The organism is Bradyrhizobium sp. UFLA06-06 (assembly GCF_054820065.1).
Map to the genome: position 1 here is coordinate 187,407 of NZ_JADFUD010000005.1, position 15,597 is coordinate 203,003.

17 protein-coding genes and 1 tRNA gene are annotated in these 15,597 nt (G+C 63.1%); 6 read left to right on the forward strand and 12 right to left on the reverse strand.

Going from position 1 to position 15,597, the window contains the following annotated elements:
• The first annotated feature begins 97 nt into the window (after positions 1-97).
• Complete coding sequence (locus tag IF803_RS06475; RefSeq protein WP_461191633.1) at positions 98-1,297, forward strand: FAD-dependent oxidoreductase; 1,200 nt, start codon at positions 98-100, stop codon at positions 1,295-1,297.
• 197 nt (positions 1,298-1,494) lie between these two features.
• On the opposite strand, the gene IF803_RS06480 is transcribed toward IF803_RS06475, so the two are convergent.
• The 3 genes from IF803_RS06480 to IF803_RS06490 form a co-directional block, all read right to left on the reverse strand.
• Positions 1,495-2,670, reverse strand: coding sequence for a saccharopine dehydrogenase family protein (locus IF803_RS06480; protein WP_461191634.1), 1,176 nt, complete (start codon positions 2,668-2,670; stop codon positions 1,495-1,497).
• 65 nt (positions 2,671-2,735) lie between these two features.
• Positions 2,736-3,518: a DUF169 domain-containing protein gene (locus IF803_RS06485; RefSeq protein WP_461191635.1), complete on the reverse strand. Its 783-nt coding sequence runs from the start codon at positions 3,516-3,518 to the stop codon at positions 2,736-2,738.
• Between the two features lie 86 nt (positions 3,519-3,604).
• Complete coding sequence (locus IF803_RS06490; protein WP_461191636.1) at positions 3,605-4,399, reverse strand: YdcF family protein; 795 nt, start codon at positions 4,397-4,399, stop codon at positions 3,605-3,607.
• Between the two features lie 66 nt (positions 4,400-4,465).
• Between IF803_RS06490 and IF803_RS06495 the strand changes: the two genes are divergently transcribed.
• The 4 genes from IF803_RS06495 to IF803_RS06510 all read left to right on the forward strand — a co-directional run bounded on the left by IF803_RS06495 (position 4,466) and on the right by IF803_RS06510 (position 8,309).
• Positions 4,466-5,407: an acetamidase/formamidase family protein gene (locus IF803_RS06495; RefSeq protein WP_461191637.1), complete on the forward strand. Its 942-nt coding sequence runs from the start codon at positions 4,466-4,468 to the stop codon at positions 5,405-5,407.
• Positions 5,408-5,494: 87 nt separating this feature from the next.
• Entirely contained in the window at positions 5,495-7,321 is a 1,827-nt protein-coding gene (locus IF803_RS06500) for an AMP-binding protein (protein WP_461191638.1), read from the forward strand.
• Positions 7,322-7,495: 174 nt separating this feature from the next.
• A complete protein-coding gene (locus IF803_RS06505) occupies positions 7,496-7,696 on the forward strand; it encodes a hypothetical protein (protein WP_016844973.1) in 201 nt (66 codons plus the stop codon).
• Positions 7,697-7,841: 145 nt separating this feature from the next.
• Complete coding sequence (locus IF803_RS06510) at positions 7,842-8,309, forward strand: GcrA family cell cycle regulator (protein WP_304495605.1); 468 nt, start codon at positions 7,842-7,844, stop codon at positions 8,307-8,309.
• Between the two features lie 174 nt (positions 8,310-8,483).
• On the opposite strand, the gene IF803_RS06515 is transcribed toward IF803_RS06510, so the two are convergent.
• From IF803_RS06515 to IF803_RS06530, 4 genes are all read right to left on the reverse strand, one after another.
• Positions 8,484-9,446, reverse strand: coding sequence for an SDR family oxidoreductase (locus tag IF803_RS06515; protein WP_461191639.1), 963 nt, complete (start codon positions 9,444-9,446; stop codon positions 8,484-8,486).
• Positions 9,447-9,632: 186 nt separating this feature from the next.
• Positions 9,633-9,866 carry a hypothetical protein gene (locus tag IF803_RS06520; protein ID WP_461191640.1) on the reverse strand — a complete coding sequence of 78 codons (234 nt, stop codon included), beginning with the start codon at positions 9,864-9,866 and terminating at the stop codon, positions 9,633-9,635.
• 131 nt (positions 9,867-9,997) lie between these two features.
• A complete protein-coding gene (locus IF803_RS06525; protein WP_304500318.1) occupies positions 9,998-10,177 on the reverse strand; it encodes a hypothetical protein in 180 nt (59 codons plus the stop codon).
• A 439-nt stretch (positions 10,178-10,616) separates the two neighbouring features.
• Complete coding sequence (locus IF803_RS06530; RefSeq protein WP_016844978.1) at positions 10,617-12,149, reverse strand: porin; 1,533 nt, start codon at positions 12,147-12,149, stop codon at positions 10,617-10,619.
• A gap of 454 nt (positions 12,150-12,603) precedes the next feature.
• Here IF803_RS06530 and IF803_RS06535 point away from each other — a divergent pair, with 454 nt between their 5' ends.
• Positions 12,604-13,116, forward strand: coding sequence for a MarR family winged helix-turn-helix transcriptional regulator (locus tag IF803_RS06535; RefSeq protein WP_028340207.1), 513 nt, complete (start codon positions 12,604-12,606; stop codon positions 13,114-13,116).
• A 115-nt stretch (positions 13,117-13,231) separates the two neighbouring features.
• Here IF803_RS06535 and IF803_RS06540 read toward each other — a convergent pair whose 3' ends face one another.
• The 5 genes from IF803_RS06540 to IF803_RS06560 all read right to left on the reverse strand — a co-directional run bounded on the left by IF803_RS06540 (position 13,232) and on the right by IF803_RS06560 (position 15,493).
• On the reverse strand, positions 13,232-13,720 hold the full coding sequence (locus IF803_RS06540) for a permease prefix domain 2-containing transporter (RefSeq protein WP_461191641.1): 489 nt from the start codon (positions 13,718-13,720) through the stop codon (positions 13,232-13,234).
• Positions 13,717-14,037 (reverse strand): PadR family transcriptional regulator, encoded by a 321-nt coding sequence (locus tag IF803_RS06545; protein WP_461191642.1) that lies wholly within the window; start codon positions 14,035-14,037, stop codon positions 13,717-13,719. Before IF803_RS06545 ends, IF803_RS06540 begins: the two co-directional genes overlap by 4 nt.
• A 219-nt stretch (positions 14,038-14,256) precedes the next feature.
• Positions 14,257-14,334 (reverse strand) — tRNA-Pro (locus IF803_RS06550).
• A 98-nt stretch (positions 14,335-14,432) separates the two neighbouring features.
• Positions 14,433-15,029, reverse strand: coding sequence for a MerR family transcriptional regulator (locus IF803_RS06555; protein WP_461191643.1), 597 nt, complete (start codon positions 15,027-15,029; stop codon positions 14,433-14,435).
• Between the two features lie 128 nt (positions 15,030-15,157).
• A complete protein-coding gene (locus tag IF803_RS06560) occupies positions 15,158-15,493 on the reverse strand; it encodes an integration host factor subunit alpha (protein ID WP_035631661.1) in 336 nt (111 codons plus the stop codon).
• Positions 15,494-15,597 lie beyond the last annotated feature (104 nt).

Genomic DNA, 15,597 nt, shown 5'->3' on the forward strand with positions numbered 1-15,597 from the left:
ACAAAGCGGCTCCTGTATCTTACTCGCCTTATATCTTAGATACTAAGATAGTTAGCAATTGACCTTTCCTACCCCACACGGATGCATGGAGCAAGGCATGACCTCTCGTCCCCGTAAAGCTCTGATCATCGGCGCCGGCATCGCGGGTCCAGTGACCGCGATGTTCCTGACCCGCGCCGGAATCGAGACCGAGCTCTATGAAGCCTGGCCCTATTCCACCGGGATCGGCGGCGGGCTTCAGATCGCGCCGAACGGCATGCATGTGCTGGCGGAGCTCGGCCTCGCCGACGAACTGATCCGCAACGGCTCGATCGCGGAGTCCTTCGACTTCTATTCGCAGGGCGGCAAGAAGCTCGGCTCGCTCAACCAGAACATGCAGCAGCGCTTCGGCCAGCCCGCGGTGAACATGTGCCGCGCGACGTTGAACGAGACGCTGATCGACAAGGCCTGGGCCTCCAATGTCTCGGTGTTCTTCGAGAAGAAGCTTGTGAAGATCGAGGACCGCGGCGACCAGCCCGTCATCGCCTATTTCAACGACGGAACAACCGCCGAAGGCGATTTCGTGATCGGCGCCGACGGCGTGCACTCGGCGGTGCGGCGCCACGTGATCCCGGATGGGCCGACGCCGTTCGACACCGGGCTGATCGGCTTCGGCGGATTCGTGCCCCGCGCGGTGATCGAGAAGCTGCCGATCGGCCAGAGGGTGGCGACCACGTTCGGGCAGAGCGGCTTCTTCGGCTATGGGATGTGCAGCCCCGATCCGGACACGGGCGCGATGTGGTGGAGCACGCAGCCGTCGCACGGCATGACCGCGGCGGCCTACCGGCTGCAGAGCCAGGACGCGATCAGGCAGCATCTGCGCGATTTCCACGCCGGCTGGCACGCGCCGATCCCCGCGATCATCGAAGCCGCCGAGAATATCGTGGTCACCGACACGCTCGACGTCGCAACGCTACCGACCTGGTCGCGCAAGCGCACACTGTTGATCGGCGACGCCGCGCACGCCACCAGCCCGCATGCCGGCCAGGGCGCATCGCTGGCGCTGGAGGACGCGCTGCGGCTCGGGATCCTGATGCGCGAGGGCCAGGAGTTCGGCATGACGTTCCAGGCCTTCGAGCACGAGCGGCGCCCGCGCGCCGAGAAGATCGTCGCAATCGCCCGCCGCAACGGCAACAGCAAGCGCGAGTTCAGCCCGACCGGCGCCTGGCTGCGCGATCATATCCTGAAGCTGCTGCTGCCGGTGTCGTCCAAGGGCATGGACTTCATGTACGCCTATGATCCGCGGGCGGCGGCGTAGCCGTTACTGTCATGCCCCGCGAAAGCGGGGCATCCAGTACGCCGCGGCGTATCCGCTCAGGCACAACGGTCTCTGGAATACTGGATCGCCCGGTCCCGTCTTCGCCAAGGCTTCGACGAGGCCACGGTCCCCTGGCGCGCCGAAGCTTTAGCGGAGGCGGCGAGCCGGGCGACGACATCGAGCAAGATTGCGAGACGCTACTTCTCGACCTCGAATGTCAGCCCGGCGTGATCGACCAGGCGCTTGATGAGCTTGTGCTGCATCGCGGCCCCCGGCGTCCAGAAGCCGGGCGCAACGTCGGGCGTATCGCGCAACAGGCAGATCGCGCATTCCGAGATCATCTTCGAGGTCGAGCCATAGCCGGGATCGCGATCGCCCTTGATGCCGGCGCGGACCATCCGGCCGTCGGGCGCGACCGCGAGATAGAGCAGATCGTAGCGGCCGTTCTCGCGCTCTTCCTTTGACGGGCCCTCGCCCGGCTTCGGCGCGCTTGGGCCGGTCTTCTCGGCGTTCAGCGCCATCACACGCTTGGCGTTGGCCTCGCCCTTCTCGCCCGGGCCGGTCAGGACCATCTCGTCGTAGACGAAGTCCCGTCCGTAGGGAAAGCCCATCAGCATGTTGGAGCGGTGGACGTTGCGTGTATTGATCAGCGCCATCATGAACGGCGCGGTCCAGGAGTGCAGATCCTCCTCGTAGGCCGGCTTGCTGCCGCGCGGCTGCTTCGACCCCTCGAAGCCCGGCGTCAGCGCGAACGGGTTGTTGAGGATCGCAACCAGGCTGAGGTCCTTGGCGACCGCATCGAAAGTCGCCTTGGCGCTCGCCGCGGTGCCGCCGGACAGCGTACCGCGCATGTCGCGCACGCGGCCCTTGACGCGCTGCGCCGGCGCGCCGAACACCCGCTTGGCTTCCTCCTGGACAAAGAACGCACCCAGTTCGAACGGCACCGAGTCGAAACCGCAGGAGAATACGATGCGCGCGCCGCTCGTCTTCGCGGCGGCTTCGTATTTATCGATCATCTGCCGCATCCAGACCGGCTCGCCGCAAAGATCGAAATAGTCGGTGCCGCTTTCCACGCAGGCCGCGATCAGCTCGTTGCCATAGAGCTGATACGGTCCGACCGTCGAGATGACAGACTTGGTTTGCGCCAGCATCGCCTTCAGCGAGGCGGCATCGCCGGCATCTGCGACGATCAGCGGCGTGTCGGCGGGCGCGCCGATCGCGTCGCGTACCGAGGCGAGCTTGTCCTTGCTGCGCCCGGCCATGGCCCATTTCAGGCTGCCGTCGCGATAATGCGCCGCGAGATATTCGGCGACGAGTTGGCCGGTGAAGCCGGTCGCACCGTAGACGACGATGTCGAGTTTCGACGAGGACATGGATCAGGCTCCCTGCGCAGCGAATGGGCGCCCTTTTGTCATCGCGGGCGCGGCAACGCAATGCGCTATTTCTTGTACGATACGCCCATGCCGGCGCGCACGTCGGCCTGGATGCCGTAGGGCGCGATCGGGTAGCGCAAACCGTTCTTGGCAAGCTGCTTCATGCCCGCGATCGCCTTCACCAGATGGGCCGGCGGCAGTGCCATCAGCATCTCCTCGTCCGGCACGCCGCCATAACGGCGTTCGGCGAAGCATGGCAGCGACAGGCTCGGCTCGCCGGTCTTCAGCGCCCGCCCCCACGAATCCGCGCAGGCAGTCTCGCCGACCACGCCCCATTCGAACTTCTTGTAGCCGGTATACTGGAGTCCGTTGATCAGGATGATCATCTGTCCCGGCGTCGCATAGACGAGGCAGATGTCGGGCGGATTGAGCCGTCCGCTGGTCAGTGGGCTCACCGCCATCGCCTGGTACTGGCCGTAAGGCACCACGTCGAGCGCCTCCTGGCGCTTGCGCGCGTCTTCGGCGGTGCCGTGCCAGACGCCGACATAGTTCTCGCCGGCAAGCCATTTCTCATCCTGCGGCGCGAGCCCGATCACGGCGCGGCATTGCGCGCCGACCAGATCGTCGCCGGTGATGCCGACGGTCCAGCCGAGCCGCGAGGCCATGCTGACGATCTGGTCCGTGGTGTGGACCGCCGACGGGCGGCGGATCTTCGGGATCGCCTCCATCTCCTCGACGCGCGCGAACATCTTGATGCCGATGACCGTGGTCTTCAACCGCAGCAGATTGTTCAGATCGGCGACGATTGCGCCGAGGTCGAACTGTTCCGGCGGTGTCTGCTGTTGCATGGCGTGAACTCCCGTGATCGGCGGCTTGGCGCCGCTTGTTGCGTCGATGTTAGGATTGGCCGTCGGAGGCGACAAGTGCCTGCGGCTCAGCGCGCGGCCGGTCCCGGCAGCAAATCATCGGTTCTGCCGGCCAGATGATAGGCCAGAAGCCCGATCCATTCCCGTGTGCCGAGATCGGTGCGCGACAGGCCCTCGATCGCAAGCGTTGCGAAGCTGAAGACATTGCCGACGCGCCAGTCGACCGGATAGGCCTCGACGTTGAATCCCGCCTTGCGGAACAGCCCGACCGAGCGCGGCATGTGGTAGGCCGAGGTGACGAGCAGCCAGCGCTCGCCCGGCTTGGGATCGACCAGCGCCTTGGAGAATTCGGCATTCTCCACCGTGTTGCGGGAGCGGCGCTCGATGATCAATCGCGACCTGGCAATACCGAGACCCTCGAACATCTCGGCCGCATAGTCGGCTTCGCGCGCATCGTTCGAGATCAGGTTCGCGCTGCCGCCGGTGAACACGAGGCGCGCATTCGGATATCTGCGCGCGAGCGCCGCCGCCGCGATGACGCGATCAGCCGCGCTGCGCACCACCGGCGTACCATGCGCAAGCGACAGATCGGCGTCGATCGAGCCGCCGAGCACGATGATGCCGTCCGGCGCGCCGCGCGAGGCGTCCCATGGCGGGAAGCGCTGCTCCAATGTGGAGATCAGGACATTGCCGAGCGGCGAGAAGCCGCAGATCGCGAGCAGCAGCAGCGCGGCGACCATCAACCTGCGGCCGAGGCGCGCAAACCGCGTCAACAGCAGCACGGCGCCGATCACGCCGATGCCGATCAGGAAGTTGATCGGCAGCAGCATGATGCCGAGCGTCTTGGAGAGCACAAAAAACAAGAGAAGCCCCTGAGAAGTTCTGCTACAGCGTCATACGCTGCTGGGAAACCAATCAAAAGCCGTCACATGACCCATCATCATCTCAAGTCGAGCCCCGAAACCTGCCATTGGGGCTTCTTTGAAGCCAAGCTGAAACCGGTTCTGACCGTTGCGAGCGGCGACGAGATCACGATCGAGACCGTCAGCGGCGGCCCGGACGTGGTGCCCGACCGCGGCAAATTCTTCGTTCCGCCGGAGCTCGACGACATCCATGCGAAGTGCGAGCGGATGGTACCCGGACACATTCTGACCGGCCCGATCGCCGTTGCCGGCGCCGAACCCGGCGACGTGCTCGAGGTCGATATTCTCGACGTTCAGCTGCGACAGGACTGGGGTTACAATCTGATCAAGCCATTGTCCGGCACCCTGCCCGACGATTTCCACGAGACACGCGTCCTCAACATCCCGCTCGATCGCGGGCGCATGGTCGGCCGCATGCCCTGGGGGCTCGATCTGCCGCTCAAGCCGTTCTTCGGCGTGATGGGCGTGTCGCCGCCGCCAGCCTGGGGCCGGATCTCCTCGCTGATCCCGCGCGCGATGGGCGGCAATCTCGACAACAAGGAGCTCGGCGCCGGCGCCAAGCTCTATCTGCCGGTGTTCGTTCCGGGCGCGCTGTTCTCCTGCGGCGACGGTCATGGCGTGCAGGGCGACGGCGAGGTCTGCGTCACCGCGATCGAGACCGCGCTGACCGGCCGCTTCCGCCTCACACTGCGCAAGGATATCAAGCTCACCTATCCACGCGCAGAGACCGCGGACCATTACATGACCATGGCGATGGATCCCGATCTCGACCAGTGCGTGGTGCGGGCGCTGCGCGACATGATCGTGCTGCTCGGCGAGAAGCGCAACCTGTCGCGTGAGGACGCCTACACGCTGTGCAGTCTGGCCGCCGACCTGCGCGTGACGCAGACGGTCAACGGCTCCAAGGGCATCCACTGCATGATCGCCAAATCCGTGGTCCACGGCTGACAGGCGGTCGATAAGCCGCACTTGTGTTCCGCGAGCACGGCTCGATACAATCCCCGTCCCAACGAACAAGAATGGACGGGGACGGATATGCTGAAGGACAGGCTTTCGCCGGCCGACGAGGCTGCGCGCGACAGGGAGATGCAGGAGACGCTCGCCGCCTGCCCGCGCATCCTCGACCTCATTGCCCGCGGCCCGCAGGGTGCGCCGGACGCTGAAGCCGCGATCTATCTGCGCTCGCCGCTCGATCCCGACCCGGTCGTGATCTCGAACGATCATTTGATGGGCTGCATCAAGGCCGCTGAAACCTATTTCCGTAAGCAGGGCATCGGCAAGGACGATGCGGTGGCTGTCCTGCTCCCGGCGTGCCCTGCGACCGTCGTCGCGATCTTCGGCGCTGCCGCCTGCGGTGTCGCCGAGCCGCTCAACCTGCTGTTCACGCGCGAAGCGATCGTCGCCCAGCTCAATGCGATCAACGCAAAGCTGTTGCTGGCGCCGCCGCCGGGCATGCCGGGCGGGCTCTATGAGAGGGTCGAGGGCCTGCAGCGCGAGGTGCCGTCCCTGAAGCGCATCGTGATCGTGCCGCTCGACGGCAGCATCGCCTTCGACGGCGAGGTGCTGCGGCCTGATCCCGCCTGGCGCGACGACTACGGCAAGTCCAAGGACATGAGCGAGGCCGACCGCGTCGCCGTGATGCTGCCGACCGGCGGCACCACCGGCCACCCCAAGGTGGCGCGGCTCACCAATCGCGCGATGGTCGCCTCCACGGTATCCTCGCGGATGGCGCTCGATTTCCATCGCGGCGAGCGCGCGATGATCACGATGCCGCTGTTCCATGTCGGCGGCCTGTTCTGCACCACGGCCAATTCCCTGGCGGCCGGCACGACGATGGTCATCCCCGGCCCCGCCGGCGCGCGCGATCCGGCGCTGGTCCGGCACTTCTGGCAGATCATCGAGAAGTACCGCATCAACATCGCCGGCAACGTGCCGACGATACTCGGCGCCCTCGCCGATATCCCGGTCGCGGACAGCGACATCTCGACCCTGCGTGTCACTGCCACCGGCGCCTCGATCTGCCCACCGGAGATCGAGCGGCGTTATCTTGCGACCTGGGGCGGTCCCTGCATCCAGCAGCTTTACGGCATGACCGAGCTCGCCGGTGCCATCACTCACGATGTGCACGGCGTGAAGCCGCGCGCCGAGAGCGTCGGCACCCGCAATCCGCTGGTCGAGCTTGCGATCCTCGACGGCGGCAAGCTCCACACCGGGCCGTGGCCCTCGCCGGTCGGCGAACTGCTGACCAGGGGCCCGCAGGTGTTCGCTGGCTATGTCGACAAGAAGCAGACCGAGGAGGCGTTCCGCGACGGCTGGCTGCGCACCGGCGACATCTGCCGGATCGATGCCGACGGCTTCGTCTACATCATGGGCCGTGCCAAGGACGTCATCATCCGCGGCGGCCACAACATCGATCCGCGCGCGATCGAGGATGCCGCGCTGGCGTTTCCGGGCGTGGCGCTTGCCGCTGCCGTCGGACGTCCCGACACCTACGCCGGCGAAGTGCCGATGCTGTTCGTCTCGGCGCAGCCCGGCTCCCATATCGATCCGAACGCGCTCGCCGCCTTCGTGCAGGACAACATCCTGGAGCCGCCGGCACGCCCGCGCGTGGTGTCGGTGATTCCTGAGATGCCGGTCACGCCTGTCGGCAAGATCTTCAAGCCGAAGCTGCGCGAGATCGCCGCCGGCGAGGCCGCGCGCGAACTGCTGGCGCTGGAAGGATTATCCGGCGAGGTCAGTGTCGACGCGATCACCGATCCGTCCCGCGGGCTGTACCTGAGTGTGAGCGCGCCTCCGGACAAGGCAGAGACGGCTGAGCGACTTCTCAAGAAGTTCCCGGTCAAGGTCGAGTTACGGTCCTAACACCCTCATTATTCAAGACAGTCTGACTACAATACCGCGCCGGAACTGGCCTCCGGCGCGGCAGGACGCGGCCGCCCGTATTTTGCAGTCTATGGCTTGACGGACCGTCATATTCCTAAATAGACTCTAAATAGATACTTTTCAGTACAAGCGTTCAGGGTTAAGCGTTTCACCATGGCTACGGAAAAGGCCGAAACCGACCGCGTCCCGGTCACGCTGGCGCTCTCGACCATCGGATACCTCGAGAAGCTGGTGAGACAGGGCACCCACGGCACGAGCGTCCCGGGCGTCGCACGGACATTGATCGAGGAAGGCATTCGGCTCGCCATCAAGGACGGGTTGCTTGCAATCCGCGACAACGGCCGCACGCCCTAGAGCATGATCCGGAAAAGTGGAGACCGGTTTTCCGAAGAGATCATGCTCAAAAGGGGATGAGATCACGGCGCGATCGCTTGTCATCGCGTGGTGAGCTCAGGCGTGTGCCGGCGCGGCGGTTCAACACAGAACGTGGAACCGTCAAATGATTGCCATCGAACCAACCTGGACGCCGGAGCGCGTCGACCAACTCAAGATCTACTTTGAAGCCGGCCTCTCCTGCCGCGATATCGCCGTCAATATCGGCGTCAGCCGCAATGCGGTGATCGGCAAGCTGTCGCGGCTGAACCTCACGCGCGCGACGCCGGACGAACGGCGGGCCCGGCGCAAGAAATCCGCCGCGCACGCCGCGCAACGGGCGACCGCCAAGCAACAGCTCCGGTTGCTTCAGGCGGTCTACGAGCAGCCCTGCGACGATGCACCGATCGTCAGCGCCAACAATTGCTCGCTGTTCGAGCTGAGCGAGCAGCGCTGCCGCTGGCCGATCAGCACGCCCGGCGCCGACGATTTCTGCTTTTGCGGCAACACGCCGCTCGGCGGCATGCCCTATTGCTCGGGGCATTACCGCCTCGCTTATCAGGCGGGCTCGCGCCAGCGCGCGATGCGCGGGTAGTTGGATCGCAAGACGGAAGCGCTTATCCCGTCATCCTGAGGTGCGAGCGGAGCGAGCCTCGAAGGATGAACGGCCCCGCAGTCGGGCCGTCGACCCTTCGAGGGCCGCTGAAGGAGCGGCCACCTCCAGCGACAAAGGCAAAGCCTTTGCGCGGGGGTGACGGGTCTTCTGCAATCAGCCGACCTTCCAGCCGGTTGCCGCTACGATGTTCTGGTAGAACTCCGGCGTGTAGGCCTGTTCCGGCGACTCGCGCACGCGCTCGTCGAGCACATGCGCATCGTCGCCGACCAGAATGCGCCAGCGCTCGGCCTTCACGCCGTCGAGGATGATCTTGGCGGCGGCCGCGGCCGAGGTCGGGGCTTCGTCATGGAAGATGCGGGCGCGATCGAGCGCGAGCTGCTGGATGTCGGCATCCGACATCTTGGCGACGTCGATCCCCTGCCCTTGCAGACGCTGACGGGCCTGCTTGAGCTCGTCGGCATTGAGTTGGTCGGAGCCGTTCTGCACCTTGCGCGAGTTCGACACGATCGAGGTGCCGATATGGCCGGGCATCACGACCGCGCACTTCACATGCGGCGCATTAAGGCGGAGATCGTTGATCATCGCCTCGGTGAATCCCTTCACGGCAAATTTCGCCGCGCTGTAGGCGGTGTGCGATACGCCCATGCCGACCGAAGCCCAGAAACCGTTGACGCTCGAGGTGTTGACGATGTGCGCCTCGTCGGCCTTCACCAACAGCGGCAGGAAGGTGCGGACACCGAGATAGACGCCGCCCCAGCAGATGTTGAAGGTGCGCTCCCACTGCTCGCGCGTGTTGGAGAACAGGCTGCCGCCGCCACCGATGCCGGCATTGTTGATCAGCAGGTGGATCTTGTCGGTCGCCTGCTGCTCGATCAGCTCATCGCGGAAGCGCTTGTAGTGATCTTCGATCGAGACGTCGGCCACGTGGGTCGTGATGCGCAGGCCCTGCGGCAGCTTCTCGACCTCGCAGAGTCGCTTGGTCTCGGCCATCGCCTCGGCCGAGACGTCGCACATCGCGACATTGCAGCCCTCGGCAACGAGCTGCCGTGCCAGCTCGCGCCCCATGCCCGTGCCGCCACCGGTGATGACGGCAATCTTTCCGGCAAAATCCTTCATGTGAGATTCGTTCCTTCCCTTATTTTTCTTGCCCTGGTTCTTCTTTGTTTCGGCCGGAGCGCGGATCGCAGTCCCAACCGCTTGGCTGCGGCACCTTACATCACCGAATTGTCGCCCAGCAACGGCGCCTCCTCACGCGCAAGTGAGCCGCGTACAGCAAATTGAAGCAGCGGCCGCGTAACGAAATCATTCCGCGTTGCGAACAATCCGACATCGACAATCGGAGACGATGATCGTGCACATCCTGAACAGATTGGTCGCGACAACGCTGATGGCGATCGCGGCCGGAATTTCCACCGCGGCCGCTGCCGCCGAGGTAACTCCAGCGAAGCAGAACGACAGCACCTGCGCAGCTGGACCACGTTGATCGCAATCGGCGCAGAGCGCGGCGCGCGGCGTGGCACAGCGCGCGATCGTCATAGCCGGAGCTCTGACAATGTTGGGATCAGGTCGCCCGAATTCGAATACTTGTTTGCGAGGCGCGTGAGCCCCACGCGATGATCGCGCGCATCTTGGCCGCAGGCCAAGCCGCGTCATGACGCGGCCCCGCGCTATTCGGCTGTCTCGATGCGTACGGATGCGCGCCGCCGCAGGACGCCGGCACCCGCGCTCAGGGCCAGCTTGAACAGGCCGCGCCACGAGAAATCGATGATCACCTCATGGTGCCGCAATCCCTTGCCGCCCTTCACCAAACCGAGATCCCGGATCAGGCAATAGTGGCCGCTGCTCATGCGCGCCAGGCGGCTGTTCTTGAAGCGTCCCATGAATGGCGAGAATGCACTGCGGATCGATTCCGTCAAATCTTGACGGCGTCGAATCGGCGAGGCGACGGCAACCCGATCGCCAGCCGCAGCTTGCGCGGGCCGCGCACGCCACCGTCGTCGACGCCGGCTGGGGCCCTTGAATCAAAAACCTCCGGCAGGGCATTGCCGGAGGTTTGGGAGGCTTAGCAGCTAGCTAAGAGCCACATTCAATGTGTTGGCCGTGGCGTATATAGTTTAGTAGATCAGGTAAGTAAATAAGTTTGCGGCTAATGAATCGCATGGCTCGTCTTCGTCGTTCGCGTGGACCGAAATGACGCAGCTCAGCTCTTCTCGGAATCTTCCGCAAACAAAAACCCCGGCAGTTGCCTGCCGGGGTTCTGTTGGATCGTGATCAGATCAACCGGAATTACCAGTTGCGCTGAGCGCGGAAGAGCATCTGGACAGTGTCCTGATCCTTCAGCTCGTAGGTCGCGGTCGGCTTGCCGATAGCAGTCGACGACGTGGTGATGATGCCCGCATACTTCTGATCGAGGTGCGAGTAGGTCACGTCGGCCGAGAAGGTCAGGTTCTTGACCGGGGTCCAACGGGTGATCACGCCGATCTGCGCGATGTTGTAGTCGGGGTTGCAGGCGGTCACGCCAGCGCCGCCAGCGAATGCGGCACGGAACGAACCACCGACGCCACCAACGCCGCAGATGAGCGACTTAGCCGCGTCGTTGTACGAGACAGCGGCGAACGCACCGTACAAGCTGGTGTTCCAGTAGGGATCCCAGTTGTGGGTGTACGCACCGCGCATACCCCAGGTCTTGATGGACTGCTGCTGACCGCCGGGGCCGAACACCGTGTCGGGTGCCGTTCCGAAGCCAACGCTGCCATAGACGCCCGGCAGGCTCGAACCGCCGAAGATGGCGATCGAGCTGGCCTGGCTGGCCAGTTCCTGGATGTTGTAACGGGTCGCACCGTCGGTGTAGACGCCCTGGATGTTGATGGTGTCGCCGGGTCCGGTCGGGATGTTCTTGATCGACAGGGCCAACGCACCAGCCCAACCCCACTTGTCGTCGGGATGACCGGTCAACTCGGTGCCGCCGTAGTAGGCAGCGTGGTTGTCATGCGCGGCGACCGACGCCTGGAAGATACCCCAAGCCTGGTCGACCTTGAGCGAAGCGACGAAGTCCGGAGCGATCGTGCCGGCGTAGTCGCTGGAGCCGTAAGCACCACCGACACCGAGGTTGTTCACGCCAGCCTGCATGTAGGCAACCTGGTCCTGCGCCGACAGAGCGAGCGACACGCCGTTGCCGAACTGCGCGGTGTAGGTGAACTGGTTGATGCCGTTGGTGGTGTTCACGCCACCGACGAGCGCGTCGTAGTTGTTGCCCGGATAACCGTTCCAGGGGGCAGCGAACTGCGAAACCGCCTTACCCATCGTGAAGCCGGCGAACTGGATGAAGGCATAGTAGACGCCGACCGTGCCGGCAGCCACGTTGCCCGAACCTGCGTTGTTCGGCGCAGAAGACGAGCCGATCGCCGAGTACACGGTCGAGCCGTTGCCCTGGCCGGCGTAGGTGTCGGACGTCCAGGTGAACACCGCATCGAAATAGGTGCGGACCACGCCGTATTCGGTCGCGGTGCGCGTATCGATGTTGAAGTCTTCACGCGAACGCCAGGTGTAGCCGTTCGTGAAACGGTTGTTGGCACCGCTGGCGCCGTTGTAGTTCGCGCCGTACACGCTGTTGCCGTTCACCACGACGTCAGCACGCACATAGCCGCCCAGCTTGATGCAGGTGTCGGTGCCGGGGATGTAGTAGAAGCCCGGACCGTAAAGCGAGCAAACCTTCACGTACTCGACCGCTTTGGCCTTGACGGGAAGATCGGCCGCCTGTGCCCCGCCGACCGCGACCAGCGCAGCCGTCGAGCCCAGGATAAGGCTCTTCAAATTCATATTAAACCTCCAAGTTGCTCATATGCGGAGAGTCCGAGGCCGCGAGCGCCCCGTGATCCTCCCGCATTGTCCAAGACCGTTTTCCCCAAACCCCGCACCCTCAGATCAATCTGTGGTGTGCGACGGACTTGAACGATCACCGCAACGGGACGATCGAGATTCCCCTACCGCCGGGTTCAATATGCATTGGCCAGTTCGCCAATCAAAATAGTTTATAAAGTCAGGAATACGAATGAGGCCACACTGTGTCTCGCCGGCAACGCTGCCTGTAAGCCCTTTGCTTACCTGAGAAAACTTGTCACATCCCAAATAGTCCAACCGTCACACGGCCATCATAATTACTTTACGTTCACTTGCGTTCGTTGGCGGCTTGCGAGAAAAAACGTACTGCAGCGCAGAAAACAAGAAATAAATCAGCACAAAGCTGAGTCGGCGCCCGAGGGAAGAGGAAGCTGTGTCAGTGACAAGGAAGGATACGACGCGCCAGCGCGCCATCGAACATCTCGACATCATCAAGCGGTTCACGCTCGAGATTTCCGCCATCAACTCGCATCTGGAGCGCGTCCGTCAGTTCTGGGGCAGGTCGCTTGGCGTCAGCGGTCCGCAATGGATGATTCTCATCGCGATCTCGGATCTCGACAAGGATGACGGCGTGCCGATCAACGTGGTGTCGAAGCTGCTGCACGTCGATCCGTCGTTCGTGACCACGCAGTCCAAGCTGCTCGAGCAGAAGGAGTTGCTGCGGCGCGCGCCCTCCCCGGCCGATGCGCGCGTGGTCCGGCTGTCGCTGACCGACAAGACCAAGAAGCATCTCGCGGGCCTCGCCGAACAGCACAAGGCGTTCAAGAAAACCGTCTTCGAGGAGTTCAGCGAGCCTGAGCTGGCCGAGTTCACGGCCAAGCTTTCGATGCTCACCAACCGCCTGGAAAAGGCCTGCCTGATTGTTGCGATGGAGGCCGAGGCCTGAAGTCGCGGCCACATCGGCCGCAAGGAACGCCGCCGAACGTTCCGAAAAATAGTCGGAGCGAGAGGATTTGAACCTCCGACCCCTAGTCTCCCAGACTAAAAAATGACGCTAAAGGCTAGAAGCCGAACTTCGTGCGCAAGTAGTCAACCAGAAACGTGATAAACCCCATCTTCTTTACCCACTGCCACGCTATCGGCCCTATCGAACGCGCGACCTCAAACCAATACATTCGCGTCGCCTGCTTATCGCCGAAGCGCTCGGCGTTCTTTTGGAACATTTCCTCAAGATCACCGAGCAGTGCTTGCGCTGAATCCTTGGGTGCGATGAATGCCAGCAGGAACGCTGCCGTCACGGGCGGCGATGAGCGCTTAGGAGGCGGTGCGGCATGCACTTCGACGTTTTCTATTTTCTTGCGAGCGGCTTTGAGGACCGCAGCAAACGCCGCGTGTTCCAGCTTCGCCACTTCTATCTCTCTTTGAAGAAAGAGGTTACCCAGAGCCACCTTTGATAAGGTCAGTTCGTAGGCATCCTGGAAATACCTCACGTGTTCCAGGTTTTCTTCCGAATTGGCCTGTTTGTCGTTGTCCCCGCTCGTCTCAGTCACGCCATGGCTCCTGCCAATTTGGTCCCTGCACGCAACCGGTCGAGTGCAGAGAGTGAAGCGTTCAGGGCCATTTGCCCCTTGCCGGTTATCTCGAAGAACATCTTCGCCCGGCCGCCGCGTTCTGCAGTTGCCTGGCCTTGTTTGCTTTTAACGAACCCCTTCTTTTCGAGGGTTTCCAAAGTCGCATAGATCGTCGCCATCGGAACTTTGTTTTGACGCTTTTCGAGTTCCTCGAAGATGGAGACGCCATACGCGTCGGGCTGCTTACGCAAGATTGCGAGCATTACGACCTGCTCCGTCTGCTTGAGGGTGTCCATTTTTCGCCTTCTCAGCCATTCTGAATTTTGATTCTGTTTCGTTCGTTTGATTTTTGCCGGTGCAAACCTCCCCCGGTATTTTCCAATGTATGGAAGAAATGCGGTGGAGTCAATCTTCCAGAAACTGGAAAATATCTACCGGCCGTTCGCATCGCTGCGCGCGATACCCGATCCGTTACCCTGACTGAAATCCGGACGCCCTGAAATCCGGCTAAGTATTGGTCGGAGCGAGAGGATTTGAACCTCCGACCCCTAGTCTCCCAGACTAGTGCGCTAACCGGGCTGCGCCACGCTCCGATGCCGTTCCATTAGCTGCGATCCTGCGTTCGCGCAAGGCGGGGCAGGCTCTCAAAGACTGTATTCCGAGGCCGGTTCCCTTGGCAGGCGTCGTTGCCTCAGCCGTCCTTCATCGCAGCGTCGATCATCTGCCGGCAGGCGACCAGCTCCTGCAGCACGCGCTCGAGTCGCTCCCGATCGACTGACGGGACGGAGGGACGCACCGGCGGCGCCACGGCGGGCGCCTTGCCCGGCTGGGCGTGCGCCTTGTAGGTCGACAGGATCGGATCCTCGTCGGGATCGACGAATCGGTAGTCGATTCCCTTCTCGTCGCCGTCGCCCTCCTCGCCGTCGAAATCGAGGCCGTCGCTGCTCTCGAGGTCGTCGGGCTCGGCCATGCTGTTGCCGACGGCTTCCTCGACCGCGCCGAACGAGACCGCCGCGGTCTGGTCGGCGATGCCCTGCACCGACTTGATGCCGTGCTCCTTCAGGATCCGCTGCACGCCGCGGATGGTGTAGCCCTCGCCGTACAGCAGCCGGCGGATGCCCTTGAGCAGATCGACGTCGTCGGGGCGATAATAGCGGCGTCCGCCGCTGCGCTTCATCGGCTTGATCTGCGCGAAGCGCGTTTCCCAGAATCTCAGCACATGCTGGGGAATATCGAGTTCATCAGCGACCTCGCTGATAGTACGGAACGCATCCGGCGCCTTGTCCAAATGCCCGCTCCTCTGGCTTCAATGCCTGGCGCCTTTTCCGTTCCGATTGAATCGGAACGGGGCTCCGGATTCTAGTTTTGCCGCGTTTTCTTCACGCGAACCGGGTATCCACTTCGCTTGAAAACGCTCTAGTCGGCCTTGCTGCCGTCGCCATTGGTGACGACATGGCCATTGATCCGCTGCTTCAGGATCGCCGACGGCTTGAACACCATCACCCGCCGCGGCGAGATCGGCACCTCGGTGCCGGTCTTCGGATTACGGCCGATACGCTGGCCCTTCTTGCGCACCATGAAGGAGCCGAATGAGGACAGCTTCACCGTCTCGCCCTTTTCCAGGCAATCGGTGATCTCCTTCAGCACCAACTCGACAAATGCCGACGATTCCGTGCGCGACAGACCCACCTTTTGGTAGACCGCCTCACACAAATCGACGCGCGTAACTGTTTTTCCGGTTCCCGTGGTCATCGCCTGCCCCGCACTCTCGGCGAACAATTTCTTGACTGAAATTAAAAGCTTAGCGCGCAATGGTCAACAGCGACAAGCATCCGGGTGCAGAAAGATACCAGCAA